The organism is Carnobacterium jeotgali MS3 (genome assembly GCF_000745125.1).
Classification (GTDB): domain Bacteria; phylum Bacillota; class Bacilli; order Lactobacillales; family Carnobacteriaceae; genus Carnobacterium_B; species Carnobacterium_B jeotgali.
The window spans coordinates 553,118-573,357 of record NZ_JQNF01000010.1 but is presented as its reverse complement, the minus strand read 5'-3'; the positions used below and the strand labels follow the sequence as shown (position 1 = coordinate 573,357).

17 protein-coding genes are annotated in these 20,240 nt (G+C 36.1%); 8 read left to right on the top strand and 9 right to left on the bottom strand.

Annotated features, from left to right (window positions below; genetic code table 11):
* Window positions 1–310 precede the first annotated feature (310 nt).
* Both BP18_RS10280 and BP18_RS12960 read left to right on the top strand, forming a co-directional pair.
* Complete coding sequence (locus BP18_RS10280) at window positions 311–1,141, top strand: SPFH domain-containing protein (protein ID WP_226776535.1); 831 nt, start codon at window positions 311–313, stop codon at window positions 1,139–1,141.
* Between the two features lie 518 nt (window positions 1,142–1,659).
* The gene (locus tag BP18_RS12960) at window positions 1,660–1,791 is read left to right on the top strand and encodes a hypothetical protein (RefSeq protein WP_013712002.1); all 132 of its coding nucleotides are present in this window, start codon (window positions 1,660–1,662) and stop codon (window positions 1,789–1,791) included.
* A 125-nt stretch (window positions 1,792–1,916) separates the two neighbouring features.
* Here BP18_RS12960 and BP18_RS10270 read toward each other — a convergent pair whose 3' ends face one another.
* Window positions 1,917–4,802 carry a DUF3427 domain-containing protein gene (locus BP18_RS10270; RefSeq protein WP_029277869.1) on the bottom strand — a complete coding sequence of 962 codons (2,886 nt, stop codon included), beginning with the start codon at window positions 4,800–4,802 and terminating at the stop codon, window positions 1,917–1,919.
* Window positions 4,799–5,200 (bottom strand): (deoxy)nucleoside triphosphate pyrophosphohydrolase, encoded by a 402-nt coding sequence (locus BP18_RS10265; protein ID WP_035050611.1) that lies wholly within the window; start codon window positions 5,198–5,200, stop codon window positions 4,799–4,801. Before BP18_RS10265 ends, BP18_RS10270 begins: the two co-directional genes overlap by 4 nt.
* 380 nt (window positions 5,201–5,580) lie before the next feature.
* Between BP18_RS10265 and BP18_RS10260 the strand changes: the two genes are divergently transcribed.
* The gene (locus BP18_RS10260; protein WP_051669254.1) at window positions 5,581–6,279 is read left to right on the top strand and encodes an FAD-dependent oxidoreductase; all 699 of its coding nucleotides are present in this window, start codon (window positions 5,581–5,583) and stop codon (window positions 6,277–6,279) included.
* 883 nt (window positions 6,280–7,162) lie between these two features.
* The gene (locus BP18_RS10255; RefSeq protein ID WP_029277864.1) at window positions 7,163–7,672 is read left to right on the top strand and encodes a hypothetical protein; all 510 of its coding nucleotides are present in this window, start codon (window positions 7,163–7,165) and stop codon (window positions 7,670–7,672) included.
* A 378-nt stretch (window positions 7,673–8,050) separates the two neighbouring features.
* Here BP18_RS10255 and BP18_RS10250 read toward each other — a convergent pair whose 3' ends face one another.
* From BP18_RS10250 to BP18_RS10235, 4 genes are all read right to left on the bottom strand, one after another.
* Window positions 8,051–9,865 (bottom strand): DUF262 domain-containing protein, encoded by a 1,815-nt coding sequence (locus BP18_RS10250; protein WP_035050610.1) that lies wholly within the window; start codon window positions 9,863–9,865, stop codon window positions 8,051–8,053.
* Window positions 9,866–10,239: 374 nt separating this feature from the next.
* Window positions 10,240–11,724, bottom strand: coding sequence for a flotillin family protein (locus BP18_RS10245; RefSeq protein WP_029278518.1), 1,485 nt, complete (start codon window positions 11,722–11,724; stop codon window positions 10,240–10,242).
* A gap of 42 nt (window positions 11,725–11,766) precedes the next feature.
* Complete coding sequence (locus BP18_RS10240) at window positions 11,767–12,345, bottom strand: membrane protein (protein WP_029278520.1); 579 nt, start codon at window positions 12,343–12,345, stop codon at window positions 11,767–11,769.
* Window positions 12,346–12,514: 169 nt separating this feature from the next.
* Window positions 12,515–13,420, bottom strand: coding sequence for an FAD:protein FMN transferase (locus BP18_RS10235; protein WP_029278522.1), 906 nt, complete (start codon window positions 13,418–13,420; stop codon window positions 12,515–12,517).
* Between the two features lie 222 nt (window positions 13,421–13,642).
* Here BP18_RS10235 and BP18_RS10230 point away from each other — a divergent pair, with 222 nt between their 5' ends.
* The 4 genes from BP18_RS10230 to BP18_RS12355 all read left to right on the top strand — a co-directional run bounded on the left by BP18_RS10230 (window position 13,643) and on the right by BP18_RS12355 (window position 17,510).
* A complete protein-coding gene (locus tag BP18_RS10230; protein WP_029277806.1) occupies window positions 13,643–14,728 on the top strand; it encodes an FMN-binding protein in 1,086 nt (361 codons plus the stop codon).
* 61 nt (window positions 14,729–14,789) lie between these two features.
* Window positions 14,790–15,173 carry a YbaN family protein gene (locus BP18_RS10225; protein WP_029277804.1) on the top strand — a complete coding sequence of 128 codons (384 nt, stop codon included), beginning with the start codon at window positions 14,790–14,792 and terminating at the stop codon, window positions 15,171–15,173.
* 39 nt (window positions 15,174–15,212) lie between these two features.
* Window positions 15,213–16,724: an oxidoreductase gene (locus BP18_RS10220; RefSeq protein WP_051669252.1), complete on the top strand. Its 1,512-nt coding sequence runs from the start codon at window positions 15,213–15,215 to the stop codon at window positions 16,722–16,724.
* A 231-nt stretch (window positions 16,725–16,955) separates the two neighbouring features.
* Window positions 16,956–17,510: a YtxH domain-containing protein gene (locus BP18_RS12355; RefSeq protein WP_029277801.1), complete on the top strand. Its 555-nt coding sequence runs from the start codon at window positions 16,956–16,958 to the stop codon at window positions 17,508–17,510.
* A 150-nt stretch (window positions 17,511–17,660) separates the two neighbouring features.
* Here the strand turns inward: BP18_RS12355 and BP18_RS12350 are convergent, their stop codons facing one another.
* From BP18_RS12350 to BP18_RS10200, 3 genes are all read right to left on the bottom strand, one after another.
* A complete protein-coding gene (locus tag BP18_RS12350; RefSeq protein ID WP_051669251.1) occupies window positions 17,661–17,984 on the bottom strand; it encodes a zinc-binding dehydrogenase in 324 nt (107 codons plus the stop codon).
* A 72-nt stretch (window positions 17,985–18,056) separates the two neighbouring features.
* Window positions 18,057–18,470 (bottom strand): alcohol dehydrogenase catalytic domain-containing protein, encoded by a 414-nt coding sequence (locus tag BP18_RS12345; protein ID WP_051669250.1) that lies wholly within the window; start codon window positions 18,468–18,470, stop codon window positions 18,057–18,059.
* Window positions 18,471–18,620: 150 nt separating this feature from the next.
* A complete protein-coding gene (locus tag BP18_RS10200) occupies window positions 18,621–20,102 on the bottom strand; it encodes an aldehyde dehydrogenase family protein (RefSeq protein ID WP_029277799.1) in 1,482 nt (493 codons plus the stop codon).
* Window positions 20,103–20,240: the final 138 nt, after the last annotated feature.

Here is a 20,240-nt window from a genome sequence, read left to right as displayed (position 1 = left end):
AACAAATCAAGTAAACTAAAGTAACCTTTGTAATGAAGCTTAAATATTTAAAGAATCCATCGTTTTTATTCCTTTCTTTGGTATAATAATTAAGATGATTTTTTATGGGAAGAGATGAGGTACATAGAGTCAACTCGTAAAAGAAAAAGTATGTCGAAAAGAATATACAGGCTTACAGCAGAAAAGCCTGTGTATTTCTTTTTGTGCATTGCAGTAAACAGTTACACGGGGTGGTAAGTTGTAAGAGAGTAAAGAAAAATATTCGTTATTAAGACAATCATTTAGTTGAAAAAGAAAAGAGGACATAGAATTGAACGAAAAAGAATACGATAAGAATAGCATCAAAAAAATCAAAGGATTAATCATTGGTATTCTAGTAATTATCTTATTGGTAGGCGGATTTTTAGTGTTTTTTGAAAAAATAGAAAATGGTTATGTAGGTGTTCGTTATTCAATGAATGGCGGAGTGAAAGATCAAACTTTAAGTCAAGGGGTTAAATTTGTAGGTCTGGATAAAGTAACCCAGTATCCTATTCGATTACAAACGGTTAAAGCAGAAAAATTAAATTTAGCAACAGAAGATGGAAAAGCTACACATGTATCTATTACATATGCCTATAAAGTAGATTCAAAAAAAGTTTCTGATGTATTTAAAGAATTTGGTAGTATTAATGTAGAAGACATTGAAGCCAATTGGTTAAAAGCACAATTGCTTAAATCCTCTCGTGCTGTAGTAGCCAGATATAGTTTATTGGATGTAACGGGATCGAAATCAACAGAAGTTCAGCAATCCATTTTAGAAGATTTCACTAAAGCAGTTGAACCAAAAGGATTTCTGGTAGAAGATGTTGCTTTTGGGGTACCAGATGTAGATGCTGAAACACAAAAATCAATTGATGAGATCATCAAAGCTGGTCAAGAAAAAGAAAAAGCTCTCTTAGAAGCTGATACAGCAAAAACAAAAGCGGATAGCTTAGCCTATCAAAAAGTAAAAGCAGCAGAAGCAGAGGCTGAAGCAAATAAAAAATTATCAGAATCCATTTCAGAAGAATTGATCAAGTTAAAAGAAGTAGAAGCACGTTTAGAACATGGTTGGGTTGAAGTACAAACAGGTGAAGCAATTGTTGATACTAATAAGTAGGTGATAAAATGATTTTCTTCTTAGGTAAACTTATTTTTATAACGATATTAGTAACTTTAGTAGTTTGTTTAGCACGTTGGCTGTTTAAAGCAGAGAATAAAAATGAAGATGATGATTTCAATTTTTAAGCATCTTCTTTAAACTATATTATTGAACATTTTAAGAAAGAGATTCTTGTGGTTACAAGAGTCTCTTTTCTGTTGCTTATCTTAAATTCCATTCTAATATAAATTACTGACATTTATTGGACAAATTATCTGCTCAATAAACAAAAATTTGTTTGTTACTTCGCGATTTATCCTGTATTATTTAATGATGAATGTAAAACCAGATATTGTGATGGTGGGCAAAGGATATAGAAAAAAATAATGGATTTAATAAATAGTGGTGTCTTGAGAATGGATTAATCATTCTAAGAACTCACTAGGATAGAGAGAGAATCATCCCATTAAAGTAGTCATTATTCCTCTTATCTCACTGAAAGTATTTAGTGTTACACTAACAAGGTGGTGTGATAAGTGAATTCAAAAGAGAAAATGTTAGAGATCATTAAAAAGAAACAAGCAGGTGGCGGAAAGTCTAAACAAACAACTGATCCAAAGAATGATATGAAAAACATGCGCAAAGGTCCGAAGATATTTAATAAGTAAACCATGGTATATCAAAAAAGAGCAGCAGCTGATTTCAGCTGCTGCTTTTTTTGATACATCGAATTCTAAATTAAAATAGTTAAAAGATCAATTCAATACTTATACGATGACCTTCATTCCCAACATCACTCTTGTCCAGCTTCTAAATATCGATATAAGGTTACATCAATTGGTTCTAAAAACTTCAAAAACATCTCTACAACTTTTTTCTTTTTACCATTTTGAAGTGTTTTTTCTAACTCTATAATAGATTCTTTTACTGGTTTTACTTCTCCTAAATAATAAAATTCTGTTCCTTCGTTATCCGATTTCTTAGCAAAGACGCGTATATGCCATTTCTCAGCCTCCATTAATTTCTGCACTTCAGGAGAGGACATTGTTCTTGGAGATTTCGTGAACCACTTCATTGTGGAATAATCGATCAACTCATCTTCATAAGCCATTTGTGCTCCTGTGAAGTTTTCGCCTTTTTTCAGCGTTACGAAAATAACAAATTCGTCTTTGCTTGATGTATAGCCACCAACGTTCTGGTCTACCATTTGTTTGTCCCAATTTAGCAAACGTAAAACTTCTTTTCGTTTGTATTTTTGGTAACGCGTTAAAAGTTCTGACGTAGAATAAGCTTTAGATTTAAGCAGCCCTGTTGCAAGAACATCCGACATCATATACGCAAAGTATTCATTTACTAATGCTTCTTTATACAGAGAAGACAAGGACACGTTGTTTTCTGTTCGTACGATAAAGGCTTGTTTCTTATAAGTAGCTGCCATAGAACCAGTATAAAAGGACAAATCTAATGTATTCAGTACAGAATTTATCGTTTCTTCGTCTGCTAAAATCCCGTTCTCTATAAATAGCTGTTGGATTCCTTTTAAAGATAGACTATTTTCAGGTTCACTCATCATTTTTTCTAGCAATACTAATTCTTGTTTTCTTTTTCCTGGTAACCATTCTCTTGAAGCAATCATTAAGAATCGGTTTTCTAACTCAGAAAGTGTTCCTTCACTTTGTTTTATACTGACTAGGAAATCGTAATAGCTTAATTTTTTATTGGCAACTAGCAAAGGATCGATCGTATGTTGTTCTTCAAAATCTTTTAAGTAAGGCACCCGGCCAAGGCGATTATAAAGCAATTGGAATGATTTTCTTAATTCACTCATGCTATCCATGGAAGCTTGATTAATTGAAGAGAAGATTTGTTGTTTTGCAATTTTTTCAAAATTGATAGAAGAAACGCCTGAAATAAAGTTCGTGTCAAAAGTATCTTTGCGTAAATTATTTTTATCCCTAGAGACATCGCCGGATAAAGCCATTGGAATCATATAATTGTTTTTGTAGTTTCCGATAAAATCAATTACAGTAACGAATTCTTTTGAAGGATCTTTTCTTAATCCACGGCCTAATTGTTGCACAAAAATGATATTCGATTGGGTATTTCGAAGCATGACCACTTGATTAATTTTGGGAATATCAATTCCTTCATTAAAAATATCTACTGTAAAGATGTATTCAATCTCGCCATTTTCTAACCGTTCAACTTGTCTTTCTCGCTCCTCAAGTGAATGCTCTCCTGTTAGGTAAGTACTAGGATGTCCTTTTTGTTGGAATAGCGTAGACAATGTTTTAGCTTCCTCTTTACGACTACAAAAAACTAGCCCTTTAGGAATGTTACCAGAACAACCATAATACTGGAGCTTTTCTAGTAAATACGTGACACGTTCTTCTTCAACCAAAATTTTCAAATTTGTTGATTCAGAAATTAATTCTCCATCTTTTACATAATCGGTCACTCCAAAATAATGAAAGGGGGAAAGCATATTTTCTTCTAGAGCTTCTTGAAGGCGGATCTCATAAGCAATATTGTAATCAAATAACTCGAAAATATTAAATCCATCAGTTCGTTCAGGAGTAGCTGTCATACCTAGTAAAAAATTGGGCTTAAAATAATCGATTACGCGATGATAGGAAGAAGCACCAGCTTTATGCACTTCATCAATTAGAATGTAATCGAAGTGATCTTTAGCAAATTGTTGCATAACCGCATCTTTTGAAATCGTTTGAATAGTAGCAAATAAATAAGTTGCTGTTATTTCTTTTTTATTTCCCGAGAGAATTCCATAATCATCCTTTTGTTCTCCAAGAATTTCTTGAAAAACACTTTTGGCTTTGTTAAGAATTTGTTCTCGGTGAACGATAAATAAAACGCGTTTAGGTTTAGCTTGTAAAACATCAAAAGCTGATAAATACGTTTTTCCAGTTCCTGTAGCAGAAATGACCAATCCTTTTTGGGCTCCAGTTTTCCGTAATTCTTTTAGATTGAATAGAGCTGCTTTTTGCATATTATTAGGATCAGGCTTAGTCACGATGTAAGAAGTGGACTCATCAATAAGAGCTGGATCTTGGATTGTGCTGACTTCTTTGTAGTACGTCATTGGTTGATAAGTCTTTTTATAATTATAAACCCATTGGGAAGTTAATACTTGGGCTGCTTGCCATTCTTGTTCCATATGTAATTGGATGTCTTGAATCATCTGCCCATGGTCATAGGAAGTTAAACGGACATTCCACTCGTAGTTCGTCTTTAAAGCACTCATGGTTAAGTTGGAACTTCCGATGATAAAAGAATGATACCCTGATTGTTTAAATAGATACCCTTTGGAATGAAACCCTTGTTTTTCTGAAATGCGCACTTCTACATTAGGAAACTTTATTAAGTCTTCAAAGACAGCGGGCTGATTAAAGGCTAAATAAGTTGAAGTTAAAATTTTTCCTTTAATTCCTCGAGTATGTAAGTCAGCTAATTGTGTTTTTAGCGCTGCTAGTCCACCTTGAGTTAAAAAAGCCACTGAAAAAAAGAATTCATTACAAGTATCCAATTCATTTTGCAACACATTTAGCATATACTGCTTTTTTTCCGTATCATTGAAGATCATTTGAGGGTCATATAAAGAACCTTCAATTTTTTGGTCTATAAAAGCTTTTTTTAAAGAACGCTCTAAAATATCTGTCATCGTATTGTTTCCATTTCCATTAATTTCTCAACGGCTGGTATATCCGCAGGTGCCCATTCTAGTGTATTCAATTCTTTAGGTGCTAGCCATTCTACAGCGATATGCTCCGTTAATTGTGGTGTGCCTTTTTTCAAAAAACAAATGAAGGTAGTTAAAGTTACTAAACCAAAGTCATATTGGTAACTTGTTTCTTCAAATTTTTCAGATTGCACTTCCACCTCAATCATTAACTCTTCTTGTAGCTCACGAATTAGGGCTTCTTGCGGTGTTTCTCCAGTTTCTATTTTTCCACCAGGAAATTCCCATAAGTAAGCTAACGATTTACCTTTGCCTCGTTGCGCACACAAAATCTTTCCGTTTTCTATTAAAATGGCGCCAACGACATTAATTTTCTTCAATAGATTCACTTCTTTCTTTACCGGTAGTAGTTTTATTTTATCATAGCACTCCTAGCCGTAAGTATGAAGTTAATTAGCAAGTATAAATCTTCTCTACCTTGTTAAAGTCTAACTCGTGATGAAGAAAAATTTATATTTCCGTTAGAGCAAATAGATACGTTCGGAGTATGAATTTCATACAGTTCACTATTTTATAAATTGGAATTAAACTTGTAAATTGACGCCAAAACGAAAAGCGCTTACAATTTGTGCAAGAGTCATTTGAAATTATAGGCAGTATTAAAAAAGTTACATGTAAAAAACTTGAATTAGTAAACTTTAGAAAGAGTGTTAACTAATTGGGTGTACTTATAAGACAATACAAGATAGGGGGAAGAGAAATGAAACTTAAAGATATAAAAGGTGTAATTAATAGGGGTGAATTTATAGTTGAAAGTATTGAAAACCCGCACGATGATTATTATACCGTCAAGATCAAAATTGATGCGGGCTTAACTTGGGTACCAGGAGAGCATGAAATCTTTACTTTGCCAAGTAAAAAAATCGAAGGCAGAAAATACCGTTTATTTTCAATAGCTTCTATACCAGAAAAAGGGTTTATTTTAGTTGGTACACGGACTAGAAAAGAAATCAGTAGTTTTAAACAAGCTTTGCTGACGATGAAACCTAATGAAAAAGTAGCATTACGTGGACCATTCGGTTGGCTTAAGATTCAAGATGAAACTTCGCCAATCGTTATGAGTGGTGTTGGCATAACACCAATCCGAGCATTGTTAAAGCAAGTAGAGATCAATACTAATCGACCAATAGAACTAGTTTATTCATCATCCGGATACTATTTATTTGGAGAGGAAATCGAGGCTATTGCAATGAACAATCCAATGATCCAGTTACATAAAATGGCTTCGCGAAAAGAAACAGCTGTGAAATTGGATGGAGTAGCTGAACAATATGGTAATGCAGCTTATTACTATAATTCAGGAGTGACTGCTATAATGAGGTCTGTAAAAAAACAATATATGGAAAAAGGAATCAAAAAGAATCGCATTATTTCGGATATATTCTTAGGTGCTAAGTAAAAACTAAGTCAGAACTATCAGATTAAGATTGAAAAACAGTTAAGAAATTTAAAGGTAACTATCAACGCAAATGTGAGATGAGTCAACCGCCAAAAGAATCACGATAAAACAGGTAATAGAAAAACCAGATACCGATTTCTCTTTAAGAGGAGTCGGTATCTTTTCGGTGTAAATTTAGTTGTTTTCATTAAAAAATAGATGGGAAATCCGTATTATTAAAATGATGGGGGATTGGCTGTCTGTCACGGAAAATCTCGTGTGTTATTACAAAATTTACTTAGACTTCTGTAGTCCTTAAAAGTAGCAAATCTATTAACTTGTGATCCATATATGGCTGAATATAAGAAAAGTTTTTGAAAAAAGCGCGTAAAGCTGACCAATTTTCAAAAAGTTAATATATCAACATTTCAAGGCACTTTCCATTTTTGAAAGGTATCTTTTTATTATTCTACAAAGTTTAATATAGTTTGAATAAAGTCCCTTGAAACGTCATACCATTACTTAGTGAGAAGATCTGTATGGGAATAAAATGGAAGAACAAATTACAAAGTTAATTGATGATTCTATTTCAGTTCAAGTAGAAAAAACTATAATGTGCTAATCGAAATAAGAAGTATATGAACAAAAAAGAATTATGTATTTATGTAGGAATATCCTATGCAATAGAAGAAAAGTATATTTTTAGTGTCTTACTTACAATACATGAAATTTGGCAAAATGTTAAGTTCGATAAATAAGATATCAGCCAATGAGTGATTGATAATAAAATATTAAAAATATATGGAATGAGAGTTAAGTTCTTCATATTTTTTATTGTTTTGGCTTTCTTGAATCTAAGATATAGAATATAATTAAGTAAAAGTTAAAGAAAGAGGGATACGAAATGCCATCTGAAAATTTTTGGCGTACGGTCGCCATAGCATTCCAAACTGTAAAGTTGGAAAATGACAAGAAGAAGGCAATCGAAAGGGTAAAAGATGATGGTAGAGAAGCTGAAAAAAAGGCAGTGAATTGGAAGGATGAATACCCGTTCTTGGATAGTGTCTCTGCCCGTCTCTTTGGCAAAAGTACTTCCACGCTGATACATATTTTTGGCTGCCGTTCGCATCCAGGTATGCTTATACTTATCAGCTTGACGCACGGAGGCGAAAAACTGGCTTGGCCAACTAGTGTGCGGGACTGGGTGGTAAAAGGAGTGCAAGGTCCGCACCCGGGGTTGGATGAGACCATTCGATTCCGTCGTGGTCAGATGATGGAACTGGCGGAAAACATTGATAATCGTTACGGTGGTATAGAAGGCGTGCCAGCGATAGAGGCATATCTATTGGAGAACGCCATTCCCGACCACAGTAGTGACTGGACGGTGCACTTAGCTTCTTTGTCCAATAATTAGGTATGTAACCTGCCAAAAAAACTAGCATATAAGAACAGATTGGCAAGAAGAGAGTGTTGAAAATAAAACTTCATGCTTTGTAATGAGTCTGTAAAATAGTGAATAAGATAAATCTCACGAAAATTTTTCATCATTTGTGGGAGGAACGATTAGGACTGAAAGAAAGGATACCTGGAATTTTTCCTGGATGGCGATAGAATGCTAGCAGCCAATTATATTTTAATTGAAATCTTTAATTATTAAATTAGTTGCTGAAAAAACTTATTATTCATCATTTACGTTAAAAGTACTGTTGTATACTACATAGTAATACGACATAAAAAACGTTAGCAAGTTTCACTTACCAACGTCAAAGATTGTATAATAAAAAGTTGTTTTTTATAAAGAATAATAATAATTCTTTATTTTCATTGCCATTAACTTGCGACGCTTTTCTAGGAAGACTTTATAATTTGTCTCATCCATTGAACCTAAGTCGAAGGGTATACTGTTTTGCTCGAGATTTTTATTAAGATCCATTTCATTTGTGATATCACCAATAACTGGATTGTTACTATAAATTTGTCCCACTACTGTTCCAATGTAGTCGCGAGGAGATTTATTCCCAATTTTTATATTGGTTTCCCTATCTAAAAAGGTATAGTTGGCGATTTGATTGTAATCATTTCGATTATTGAAGCCATTTTTCTGCAAATAGTTTTTTGGGAAAATATGATGTATATCTCCAATGATATCTAATAAATTCTTTGTAGTGATACCTTTGGTGAGAAAACCTTGACTATTTGAACGAATCATTGCTGCTTTGTAGACGTTAAAATAAGGACTATTGGATGAGTTCGTTTCCAAGTTTTGCACCAAACCAATTTCCCAAAATGTATCAGATAACTCGGCACTTTCTACTTCTTTGAAAAAACTTTCAAAACCACGTTCTTGGATTAAACGCAAATCACGATTCATCGCACTTTCTGGTGAACCAATGTAGCGGCTAGTGAGCGTGGTAAGAACATACCATTTTTGAATTCCTCTAGTGATAGACATATTGTTAAGTGAATGATTATTTTTTAACAGTAAATAAAGTGCGTACGAGAAGTTCAATGTCATCTGTGAATTTGTTAATTTCTGGTTCACAAAACCAGCAGATTGCAAAGCTAGTTCAAAATTCTTATAACTATGTTCGTTCATTGTCCGATGAAGACCATCTTCTAAAGAATGAAAACTATCTTCAGCAACTTCTTCTAAGTAAATCCTTTTTTCAAAATCCCTTCCTGATAGCAAACTCACTAAGTCCGAAATTTTTGCTTTATTAAATTCTGACATAAATGCAACTCTTAAAATATCGGAATAGCCTGGAGTATAGATATGATCCCCTTTTTTTTCAGAAACCCATCTCGTATATTTAGAATAATCTGAGTTAGCGAAATTTGTATCTCGTTCAGTGATTTTTTTGTGGAAATAGTTGTCTTCGAAAGCATGGCAAAAATAGTCAATGGCATTTCTGATAACCGCACCATTGTATTTATCTTCAGAAGATATTTTTGACATAGCAAAGTCTGCTTGATTTAAGGTCGTACCTTTAGAGTTAATGCGAATAAATATTTCTGTCACTTCTTCTATTTCCAACTCATTTGAAAGCTGGATGATTCCTACTTGTATATTTTTTATATCTAACAGTTTTTGAATGTTGGGAGACAATTGTTGCGCGGAAACTTCTGGATTTTTTTGACAATATTCAGGAATAAAAGAGAACGGATCAAAGTCATTTTTCATAATGATAGATATGTCAGGAATCCAATTGGAACTTTTTACATGGGCAGGAGTTTGAACAGCGAATTTTTCTTCGTCATTCTTAGCTAAGGGATTGAAAGCAATTTTTATATGCTTTTCTTGATATTGTTTAGTAATGATTTCTCTTCCCATTATTGCCGCCATAAGAGCGGTAATTCTCTGTTGTCCATCAATCAGTAGTTGTTGCCCACTTGATACTTGGCCGTTTCTTGTTCGTATATTTGGTTTCGTCCATGTAATTAAATACCCAACTGGATATCCATTATAAAGAGAATCAATAAGATCGCGAACTTGTCTACCTTTCCATACAAAAGGGCGTTGGATTTCAGGAACTGCAATCATATCTGTTTCTACATAATTTAATAAATTGTTCAGCGAATAGTTTTGAACATGAAATTTTTCTTTCAACCTAATTTCCTCCTTAAAATCTTTTGTTTCAGTATATCAAAATAAAATGATTATTATTTGAGTTTTCAGATTTAAATAAAATAACTGCAAATATTCCAAAAATATTAAATGATTTCTTTTACTTCTATAGATGTTACTGTTGAGAATAGTTATAATGGTTCAAATAGCTAGAAGAGCACTCATGTTCACTAAGATAGGTAAGCTGAATAAGTTTATTTGTGTTTTATATTTCCATTCTATTTGTGATCATAGATTAATCGTTTAACGAAAGATTTTTCATAGGGATAGTTTTTGGAATGCCTTTGGTACAGTTATAATACACGAGGCGGAATCGAACCGCCACAAGGCTCCTAGCCGTGCATTGATGCAGGTGTTTAAATGATTTTTTCTGAATCGTCAGTGATAATTGGTTCTTCAGCTACGATTGTCGTTTGGCTCAACGTATCGTTTAGGTTGTTGATTTGACGACCCACATTCTTTGTTCCAGCAAATGAGCTGATTAAACTATTGATGTCTAAGCCTGTTGCGTTTTTAAATGCTTCTTGTGAAGCTGCCAAGGTGTTTAAGGCTGTTTTGGTAATAGCTGATGCACCATTTCCGTTTCCGCTGTCAACGACCGTAATTTTGTCAATGTTACCTAATGGTTCAGCTGCAGCACGAACAATTGCAGGGTAAGCTTCAATTAGAAGTGTTGCAATGGCTTCATCGCCGTATTGTTTCAAGGCTTCAGCCCAAGCGGTCTTGCTGTCTGCTTCAGCTTTACCGATTAAACGAATACTTTCGGCTTGAGCCATACCATTTAATTCAATTTCTTTGGCTCTCGCTTCAGATTCAGCAATGGCTTTGTTTTTATCGGCTTCGGCACGTTGTTCAACAGAGTAACGTTCAGCATCGGCTTTCTTACGGACAGTTGCGTCGTATTCGCGTTCTTGCTTGATGGTTTCTTTTTCTTGCAATTCGATTTGTTTTTCACGTTCAATAATTTGAGCGTTACCTTCTTCGATGATTACTTTTTTCTTTAATTCAGCTTTCTTTAAGTCATAGGCACTTTCAGCTTCAGCTTTTGCGATGTTTTGTTCTCTTCCATATTCAGATATGCGAAGACTTTTCACTTTTTCAGCTTCTGCAATTTCAGTTTGTCGTTGCAATTCAGCTTCTTGAGATAATTGTTCAGCTAGTGCTCGTTGAATACGTGTTTCTTTATCCGCATTTGCTGTTTTGATATCTGCATCTCGTTTGACTTCGGCAATACGTCCTTGACCTAATGAATCTAGGTAACCGTTTTTGTCCGTTACTTCTTTTACTGTAAAAGATAAAATAACTAATCCCATTTTAGCCAAATCGCCAGATGCTTCATCTTGGACATTTTGGTTGAATTTATCACGGTTTTGATAAATATCTTCAACAGTCATGCGCCCTAAAATCGAACGTAAGTGTCCTTCTAGAACTTCTCTTGCTTCGCTTTCTAGTTGTTCTGTTGATTTACCAAGGTATTGTTCAGCAGCTGTTGCAATGTCTTCTGAGTTAGATCCAATTTTAATGATAACGGTTCCGTCAACTGCGACTGGAACACCTTCTTCGGTATATACTTCAGGTGTGCGAACGTCTAATTTAGAAGACAGTAATGACAACTTATGAACGGATTGAATAATAGGCCAAACGAATGTCCCGCCTCCGCTAACGATTTTCATCTTATTACCTGTATTGGGATCAATATAAACATTTTTATCGCCCAATGCTGTACCGCTGATAATTAAGGCTTCTGCAGGTGAGGCTGTGCGGTAACGACTAACCAATGCGACTAGTAAAACGACTGCGATGACAACTGCGCCAACGGTTGCAAATAATGTTGAGTTCATGTATATATTCCTACTTTCTCGTATCTGTTTTTGATGGTGTAGTTATTTTTTTTGTTTCTTATTCCATGTCGGCGTTGGTTTGCCAATGGCTTTAATGCTGTTTGTGTAGGGAAGGACATAAAGAATGTTGTTGCTGACATCCATGACCAATACATTTTCCTTTTTTAGAATCTCGGTTATGTTATCGGTATTGTCATAGATTTTAGCCATTTTATTAACTCGTGTAAAACCAGTAGAGACGATAACTTCGCCTGTTCCGTTAAGCGTGATCGGAATGGATACCGTCGCTTCTTTGCCTTCTAAATCATGGATTGAAGTAATATTTGAATTTTCTGCACGACTCTTAAAGGGCAGGATAACGAGAATATTCATGAGCATAATGACAACCATTACGGCAAGAAAGATACCCACAAACAACCAAAGGGACACTGTTGCAAGGTTGGTCACTAGAACCCCATATGTAATGAAAAAAGCAATCATACCTGTGACAAAGAAATCACTGATGTCGTAAAAACCGATGCTGATAATATCTTTTAACGGTAATGTCAAAATGGCTAATGCTATACAGCCGGCAAAAGCAAATTGTAAGTACAGTGGGTCTTCTAAGATAGTGGTTAGCACTTCATTTCACCTCCTTTCAGTACTGGATTATTATCACTTTCAGAGTCCTAATGATTTAGCTTGGTTCTTGATAAATGGTCTACTAAATATAGATGATACCATACTACATTCGGAGTGGATGGACTATTTTAAAAATAAGACGATTTTTTAGTTTCATCAGGATAAGTTCTTAAAATAAAACAACATACGGCATAATGCCACGAGACATTTTCACCTCATTATTTTTTGTAATAAGCAGCGCTTCGATGCCAGGAATGCTGTCGATATAGTGGATAGCAGCAGTGGAATCAAGTCCAAATAACAAGGTTGTCCATAATTCGCCATCAATCGACTCATCTGAAACGATGGTTACACTGGCTAATTCATTTTCAATCGGATAGCCGGTTGTTGAATCAAAAATATGGTGGTATTTTTTTTCAGACACGTTAAGTGAGCGTTCATAAATACCAGATGTAACCACTGACTTGTCTTTTACCAATACAGCTCCAACTAAATCCCCACGATTTGACGAAGGTTCTTGAATACCTACACGCCAATAGCCATCTTCGTATTTTGGATTTTCTCCAATAGTCAAAACATTTCCGCCTAGATCCACTATGCCGCTTTGAACACCTTCACTTTGAAAAAACTTTTTGAGATTATCGGCAAAATAGCCTTTTGCTAAGGCACCAAGATCTAATTCCATCCTTTTTTTTGTTAAATAGACCGTTTTTTTTACGTCATCTAATTCAATGTCAGTTGGATCAATGAGCTTTAGTCGTTCTTCAATTTCTTTTTGTTCAGGTACATGCGCGTCTGTAAAGCCAATTTTCCATAGTTTAACGAGCGGTCCAATTGTGATGTTAAGTGCAAGTTTTGAAGATAAACTGTATTTTTGACCAAATTGAATCAATTCATATAGATCTGAATCGACATGAACCGGCTGTATTCCTGCTTGTTGGTTCACGCGCATTAAAGCGCTTTTAGAATTATTTGCGCTGAAGCGCATTTCGTAATCTACCAGCATGTGGTTAGCTTTTTCCAATAGTTCATCTGCCATAGGATGCTTGATTGAAAGGTTAATCTGCGTTCCCATAAGGTTGATACTGCTTTGTTCGATTTTTTACACCCACCCATCTATAAATATAAAATGCCGTAAAATGTATATGGTTGCATTTTAACATACTCTAAAAGCTATGTGAGATTTTTCTGTAGAAATTTAAAAACTTGATTTAAATCAAGTTTTTAAATTTCTTTTCAACATATACTAGGGAAGTAAAGGAATTGTGAAATTAATAACAAAACCAAGGAGGTTAATATGAATAATCTTAAATCAGGCACGTACAAAGGAAGAGCAACAGGGTATCATGATTATATTACCGTGGATGTAGAAGTAGATGGAGAAAAAATAGTAAAAATTAATTACTCAGAAAATGAAACCCCTAACAAAGGTGGCGTAGCTGTAGCGAAAATGGTAGAAGAAATCATTAAACAACAGTCGGTAGAAATTGATACAGTTTCTGGTGCTACATATGCTTCAGAAGGTACTTTGCGGGCTGTAGAGTATGCATTAGGAGTTGCACGCGGTGAACGGGCTCCAATTGATGGCGAATTTAATGAAAAAACGGGGACGATTGAGCACCATTTCACATCCGGAACCTACAGTGGGAACGGAGATGGATATAAAGGTGAAATTAATCTGAATGTCACTGTTAGTGAAAATAAAATTGAAAAAATTGAGTACCAAGGAAAAGAAACGGCTGATATCGGCGGTAAAGCAATAGAAGATATTATTGCAAAAATTTTGCGCAGTCAATCTACTCAAGTTGACTCGATTTCTGGAGCAACTTTTTCTTCACGGGGAGCACAAGAAGCGTTGGACTATGCTTTAGGTATAGCTAGAGGTGAGATTGATCCCGAGGCTGCACCAAAGTTAGAAGACTTAGAGCCTCGTATCCAGTTTAGAGGCGGATCTTTGACGATTGAACAAATCGAAGCAATTCTAAATACGTTACCAGTTGAAATTACATTTGTTGGACCAGATTTACGTTTCCAATATTTCAATGAAGATCATGATGAGTTTCATCGTTCTAAAGCAAGTTTAGGAAGTCACTTTATTGATTGCCATCCACCACATTTACGAGGATTTGTTGGCAAATTAGCTGGGGAGCTAGCAGCTGGAACACGTAAGAGTGAAACGCATTGGTTTACACGCAAAGATGACGGTCGTAAAATTTTTATTACTTATCTTCCAGTTACCAATCGCAAAGGTGAAACTATCGGATTTATGGAGTACGTCCAAAATGGAACCCCGTTTATTAATACAATTGATGAGCCGAATCTTCGTGGTGAATTAAGCGATCCTACTGAACCAAATCCATTTGCTCGCGAAAAATGGAATTGAATTGACAGCGATAAGAATACATTTATAGTTTAGCTTATAATCAAGAAAAGGAATGAGGCAAATGAAACGCCATTTTTTAATCAGTGTTGGGATTTTATCGTTCCTTTTAGGTTCAGCAGGTGCAATTTTACCGTTGCTGCCGACGACACCGTTTTTATTGTTAGCGGGCTATTGTTTTGCACACAGTTCCAACAGGTTTAACGATTGGCTGAAGAAGACTAAATTGTATCAGATATATGCATCCGATTACGTTGAAACGAAATCCATTCCTAAACACAAAAAATGGAAGATACTAATAAGCAGTTATATTCTGATGGGTATTTCAATTCTACTTGCTCCACTTCAAGCCGTTAAAGTAATGCTAATAGTGTTAGCGCTCGCTATAACGGTAGTACTATTATTCGTTGTTCCAAATCGTGAAGATCATTTTGAAACGAAAGAATAAAAAAATACTTACATTAAATTGCTGGAGAGGACTACCAATATGCCAAGAAAATTATTCGAGGAAATAGAAATTAAACCAGGAGTAGTACTAAAAAATCGCATCATGATGGCACCAATGACTATTCAAGCAGCTTACTTTGACGGCACGGCCACACAAGAAATAATCGATTATTATGCTCATCGATCTGGAGAAGCGGGCGCAATTATTGTAGAAAGTTCATTTGTGGAAGATAAAGGGCGAGGCTTTGCAGGAGCATTAGGCAACAATAAAGATTCTCAAGTGAAGGAATTGCGTAAACTCGCTAATGCGATTAAAGAAAAAGGCTCTAAAGCTATTTTACAAATTTACCATGCTGGACGGATGGCAGCTCCAGAACTGAATGGCGGAGCTGCACCAATTTCAGCTAGTCCCGTAGCAGCATTGCGACCAGAAGCTGTTACACCGCGTCAAATGATGCCGGTGGGTATTGATAAAATGATTCAAAATTTTGCAGACGCTACTAGACGTGCGATTGAAGCTGGATTCGATGGAGTTGAAATTCATGGTGCCAATACGTACCTGATTCAACAATTTTTCTCTCCTCATTCTAACCGCCGCGAAGATAAATGGGGCGGCAGCCGTGAAGCACGTGCTAAATTTCCTGAGGCTGTGATGAAAGCTGTACAAGAAGAAGCTAAGAAACAACAAGCCGTAAACTTTATTGTGGGTTATCGATTCTCTCCGGAAGAAATTGAAGAGCCAGGAATCCGCTTTGAAGATACGATGTATTTATTGAACCGTTTAGCTAAATTGAAACCTGACTATTTCCATGTTTCGATGGGGATCTGGAACCGAACATCCATTATAAATAAAGAAGATACCCAACCGCTACTCGAAAAATACATCGAACAACAATCAGACGAGTTAGCTCAAATTGCTCTTATTGGAGTAGGTGGAATTGGTCAGCGCAGCGATGCTGAGGCTGTGCTAGATGCAGGATATGATTTAGTTGCGGTTGGAAAAGCCTTTTTGGTTGAACCAAATTGGGTTGAAAAAGCAAAATTGAATGAAGAAATCAAAGATTTTGCAGATATCAACGAACAAAATCAGTTGCAGATTCCTGAGCCTTTATGGGACGTGATGGATTTCATGATTAAAGATGTGAAAGCGGAAGAAGAAAAATATGAACAATTGAAAGAATTGCAACATGCAAAAATTACTTTCAATCCTGGAACTTATGGAGCTTCTGTTGAAGGGCATGATGGAAATGGTATCGGAATGAAAGTAACCTTCTCAGATACCAAAATTTTAGCAATAGAATTGGACGGCCAAGAACAGCTAGATGCTATTGGTACTTCCGTTTTTAAACGATTACCAGAAGAAATTATTGCTGGGCAAACATTGCAAGTGGATGTCATATCAGGAGCAACCGTAACTTCAAAAAGTCTTATTGATGGAGTGGCAGATGCAGTGGAAAAAGCAAATGGGAATTCTCAAGCTCTGCGTGTACGTTCAAAAGACGTCGTTCAGTGGGAGAGTACAGAAGAGAAAAAACTCGTTTCATTTAGTTAGTCAAAAAGCCAAGGGATGCTGTGAGCAGACCTTGGCTTTTTTTTGTAAATGGATAAGGTTCTAAAAAAAATAGAATTCTTCCCAAATAGTTGAATGTAAATTTTTCTGCTCTTTATAAAGCCTTTTGTTTTGGACAATGCCTTTTGTGGTATATGATGGTTATAGAGATAGTCATACGACAGGTAGTTGGCACAGAAAAGGAAAACAAAAATTGAAAGGGGCACAAATAAAATGAAAACAACAAAATTAATTAATATGGGAAAAGATCACGCACATGACGCATTTGATATGGCTAAGGATTATCTTCCATCGACACATCAGTTAGCTAAATCAAAGATGATGATGGATAAGAAACTGACTAAGGGAGTCGCTAAAGTAATGCCCAAAAAAGCAAAACGAATGGGATTAGCAAAATTAATTATTTTACCTTTAGCAGGTGTATTAGCTGGATTATTATTTGCACCAAAATCTGGGAAAGAATTGCGTACAGATGTAAAAAGTAAGTTCATTGATGCAAAAGATACGGCTATGGAAAAAGAAAAAGAATGGAAAGAAAAAGGCGTAGAAAAAGCGCAAGATTTGAAAGAGAACTATATGGATAAAGCGGCTACCGAACATAAGGCTGGTCATTCCGATGAAGCAGAATCAGCACATGGAAATGTTCATGGTACGCCGGCGGAACCAACTGAAGATCAAACTATTCCAGCTGATAAATTGTCTGAAACATTAGATGATTTAGGCTATGACTCTGAAGAAGAATTAGTAGAAGAGCAAGAAGAAAAATAGTTAAATTGAAAAGGATTCTCCTTTTTTGTCATTGTTATATGACAAAAAAAGAGGGTCCTTTTTGAAAAATTGCTTTAAAAGTCTATTAGTCTATTTTGATCACGAGTTTTCCTCTGGTATGGCTGGTTTCTGTTTGCTCATGTGCTTTTCTTAGCTCTTCTTCTGTGAAGGCGCATATGTTTGAGTGACCACCGGTTTGATAGCTCCAGAGGCTTGCAATTTGGCTAATTTTTGCAAACGTTCGCTAGTAGGAGGCATACTAAAATAAGTCCCGGTGATTCCCATAGAATAGGCTTTTTCTTGATTGGGTTCTTGAACTAAAGAATTAAATGGCCGCCTTTTTTTAGCACGGAAAAAACTTTTTTCTTGTGTTTTTCCTCCAATTGGATCGAGTACTAAGTCATAATCGGTTAGTATTTGTTTGAAATCTTCATTTTTATAATCAATGAAACGGTCTACACTTAAAGCAGCCAAAAATTCTCGGTTTTTTTCACTCGCAGTTGCTGCTACATAGGCATTGAAGTGTTTGGCAATTTGAATCGCTAATTATCCTATTTCACCTGCCCCTGCATGAATCAATATTTTTTCTCCAGCTTGGCCGGTTAGAGGAATAGAAGCGGCTTCTTCAAATGGAAGGTTGTCAGGGATTTTCGCTGTTACTTCAGCACGAGCTTTAATAAACTCTGCATAGGTTCTAGCAGCATTTTCAAAAACACGGTCACCAGGTTTTAAATCGGTTACACTTGCACCGACATCTCTTACAATTCCTGCAACATCTCCGCCAAGGACAAGAGGCAACTTGCTGCCCATTTTCCCGCTGCGCCTTTTCCAATCCATGGCATTAATGGAAAAAGCATGAATTTCAATCAATACTTGATGTTCTTTGATCGAAGGTTTTGGCATTTCTATCTCTTTAAATTGCTCAGCTGAACCAAACTCTGCAATTGCGATTGCTTTCATACAAAAACTCCTCTCTCTCGGTGTGTAAGTTCCTCCAACTGTAGCACTATGAAAGAATGTCCACAACTAATCAAACCGTTACTGCTTAAATACAATAAACCACTTGAAGACCCAGTTGATAGGGATTTTCAAGTGGTTTTCAGTTGTCTATTAGTACATTCCTTGACGGCCTTCGTTTAAATTCAAATAAATGTTTTTGGTTTGTGTATAAGCGTTGAGAATCATTTTATGCGTCTCACGGCCGATACCTGAGTTTTTATAACCGCCAAATGGTGCTCCAGCTTCAAAGCTAGCATAAGTGTTTACCCATACGCGCCCGGTACGAATGCCGCGAGCTACTTTAAATGCCGTATTCAAGTTAGTCGTCCAAACGCCTCCTGCTAATCCGTATTCGTTATCGTTGGCCATCGCAATGACATCATCGGCATCTTTAAATTTAATGACTGCACCGACTGGGCCGAAGATTTCTTCTTGTGCTACGCGCATATCATTTGTTACTTCAAGTAGCGTAGGTTTGTAGAATGCCCCTTGTGACAAATCACCCTCATCATAGCGGCTTCCTCCAGTAATCACTTTGGCGCCTTCTTCTTTCCCGATAGCGACATAATCTTCAATGGTTTGGATTTGTTTTTCGTTCACCTGAGCACCCATCATTGTCTGTTCTTCCCAAGGCATGCCTACTTTTACTTTAGCAAATTCCTCTTTCAACCGTTCCATGAATTCATCATAGACGGACTCTTGAACAAAAATACGAGAACCAGCAGAGCAGACCTGCCCTTGGTTGAAAAGAATGCCTAATTGCACGCCTTCAAGTGCTTGATCCATATCCATATCATCAAAGAAGATGTTAGCTGATTTGCCGCCTAATTCCAAAGTAGCAGGGATAAGATTTTCTGCTGCTGAGATACCGATTTGACGTCCTACCTCAGTTGAACCGGTAAAGGCCAGTTTATCTAAGCCTTTGTGGTGTTGCAAATATTCTCCAGTTCCAGAACCGCTTCCGGTAATGATGTTTATCACTCCTGGTGGTAAGACCTCTTTAAAGATTTTCCCGAGCTCTAACACACTTAGAGAAGTAGTAGAGGAGGGTTTAAAGACAGATGTATCTCCTGCTGCAATCACTGGGGCTAGTTTCCAAGCCGCCATTAGGAAAGGAAAGTTCCAAGGAACAATTTGACCGACAACTCCAAGTGGTTCACGGATAATAAGTGACATAGTGTTATCGTTAATCATTTTGACCGTATCTTCTTCACTACGGATAACCCCAGCAAAATAACGGAAATGATCGATGGCTAGAGGAATGTCTGCCCCAGAGGTTTCCCGAATTGGTTTCCCGTTGTCCAGTGTTTCGATCATAGCAAAACGATCAGCCTCTGCCTCAATGCGATTGGCAATCTCAAGGAGTAATGCGGAGCGTTCTTTAACGGACGTGTGAGACCAGGTTTTAAAAGCTTCCTGAGCTGCTGCAACTGCAGCATCAACATCTTCGTTAGTGGCATTTACAATGTCTGCCAACTTTTCTCCATTAGATGGATTATAGGTAGTAATTTTTTTGTCTCCGGTACCAGAAGTCCATTCTCCATTAATCAAAAGTTGGTAGTGTGAATCTAATTGTATATCTTGTAGTGTCATTACTGTCTTCCTTTCATAAAACATATTTTTAATCGGAATCTAGTCACAGTATAACATAAAGCGCTTCCTTTTTCGCAACCTGATTTTCTACTCCATTAAAAATACCAGTCTTTTCTTAGTTTAATAGAAAAGGCTGGT

Excerpts from the sequence above, each read along its gene's own strand:
- BP18_RS10270 (WP_029277869.1), bottom strand. The coding sequence starts at position 4,802 with ATGACAGATATTTTAGAGCGTTCTTTAAAAAAAGCTTTTATAGACCAA.
- BP18_RS10260 (WP_051669254.1), top strand. The coding sequence starts at position 5,581 with ATGAAACTTAAAGATATAAAAGGTGTAATTAATAGGGGTGAATTTATA.
- BP18_RS10255 (WP_029277864.1), top strand. The coding sequence starts at position 7,163 with ATGCCATCTGAAAATTTTTGGCGTACGGTCGCCATAGCATTCCAAACT.
- BP18_RS10245 (WP_029278518.1), bottom strand. The coding sequence starts at position 11,724 with ATGAACTCAACATTATTTGCAACCGTTGGCGCAGTTGTCATCGCAGTC.
- BP18_RS10235 (WP_029278522.1), bottom strand. The coding sequence starts at position 13,420 with ATGGGAACGCAGATTAACCTTTCAATCAAGCATCCTATGGCAGATGAA.
- BP18_RS10230 (WP_029277806.1), top strand. The coding sequence starts at position 13,643 with ATGAATAATCTTAAATCAGGCACGTACAAAGGAAGAGCAACAGGGTAT.
- BP18_RS10225 (WP_029277804.1), top strand. The coding sequence starts at position 14,790 with ATGAAACGCCATTTTTTAATCAGTGTTGGGATTTTATCGTTCCTTTTA.
- BP18_RS10220 (WP_051669252.1), top strand. The coding sequence starts at position 15,213 with ATGCCAAGAAAATTATTCGAGGAAATAGAAATTAAACCAGGAGTAGTA.
- BP18_RS12355 (WP_029277801.1), top strand. The coding sequence starts at position 16,956 with ATGAAAACAACAAAATTAATTAATATGGGAAAAGATCACGCACATGAC.
- BP18_RS12345 (WP_051669250.1), bottom strand. The coding sequence starts at position 18,470 with ATGAAAGCAATCGCAATTGCAGAGTTTGGTTCAGCTGAGCAATTTAAA.
- BP18_RS10200 (WP_029277799.1), bottom strand. The coding sequence starts at position 20,102 with ATGACACTACAAGATATACAATTAGATTCACACTACCAACTTTTGATT.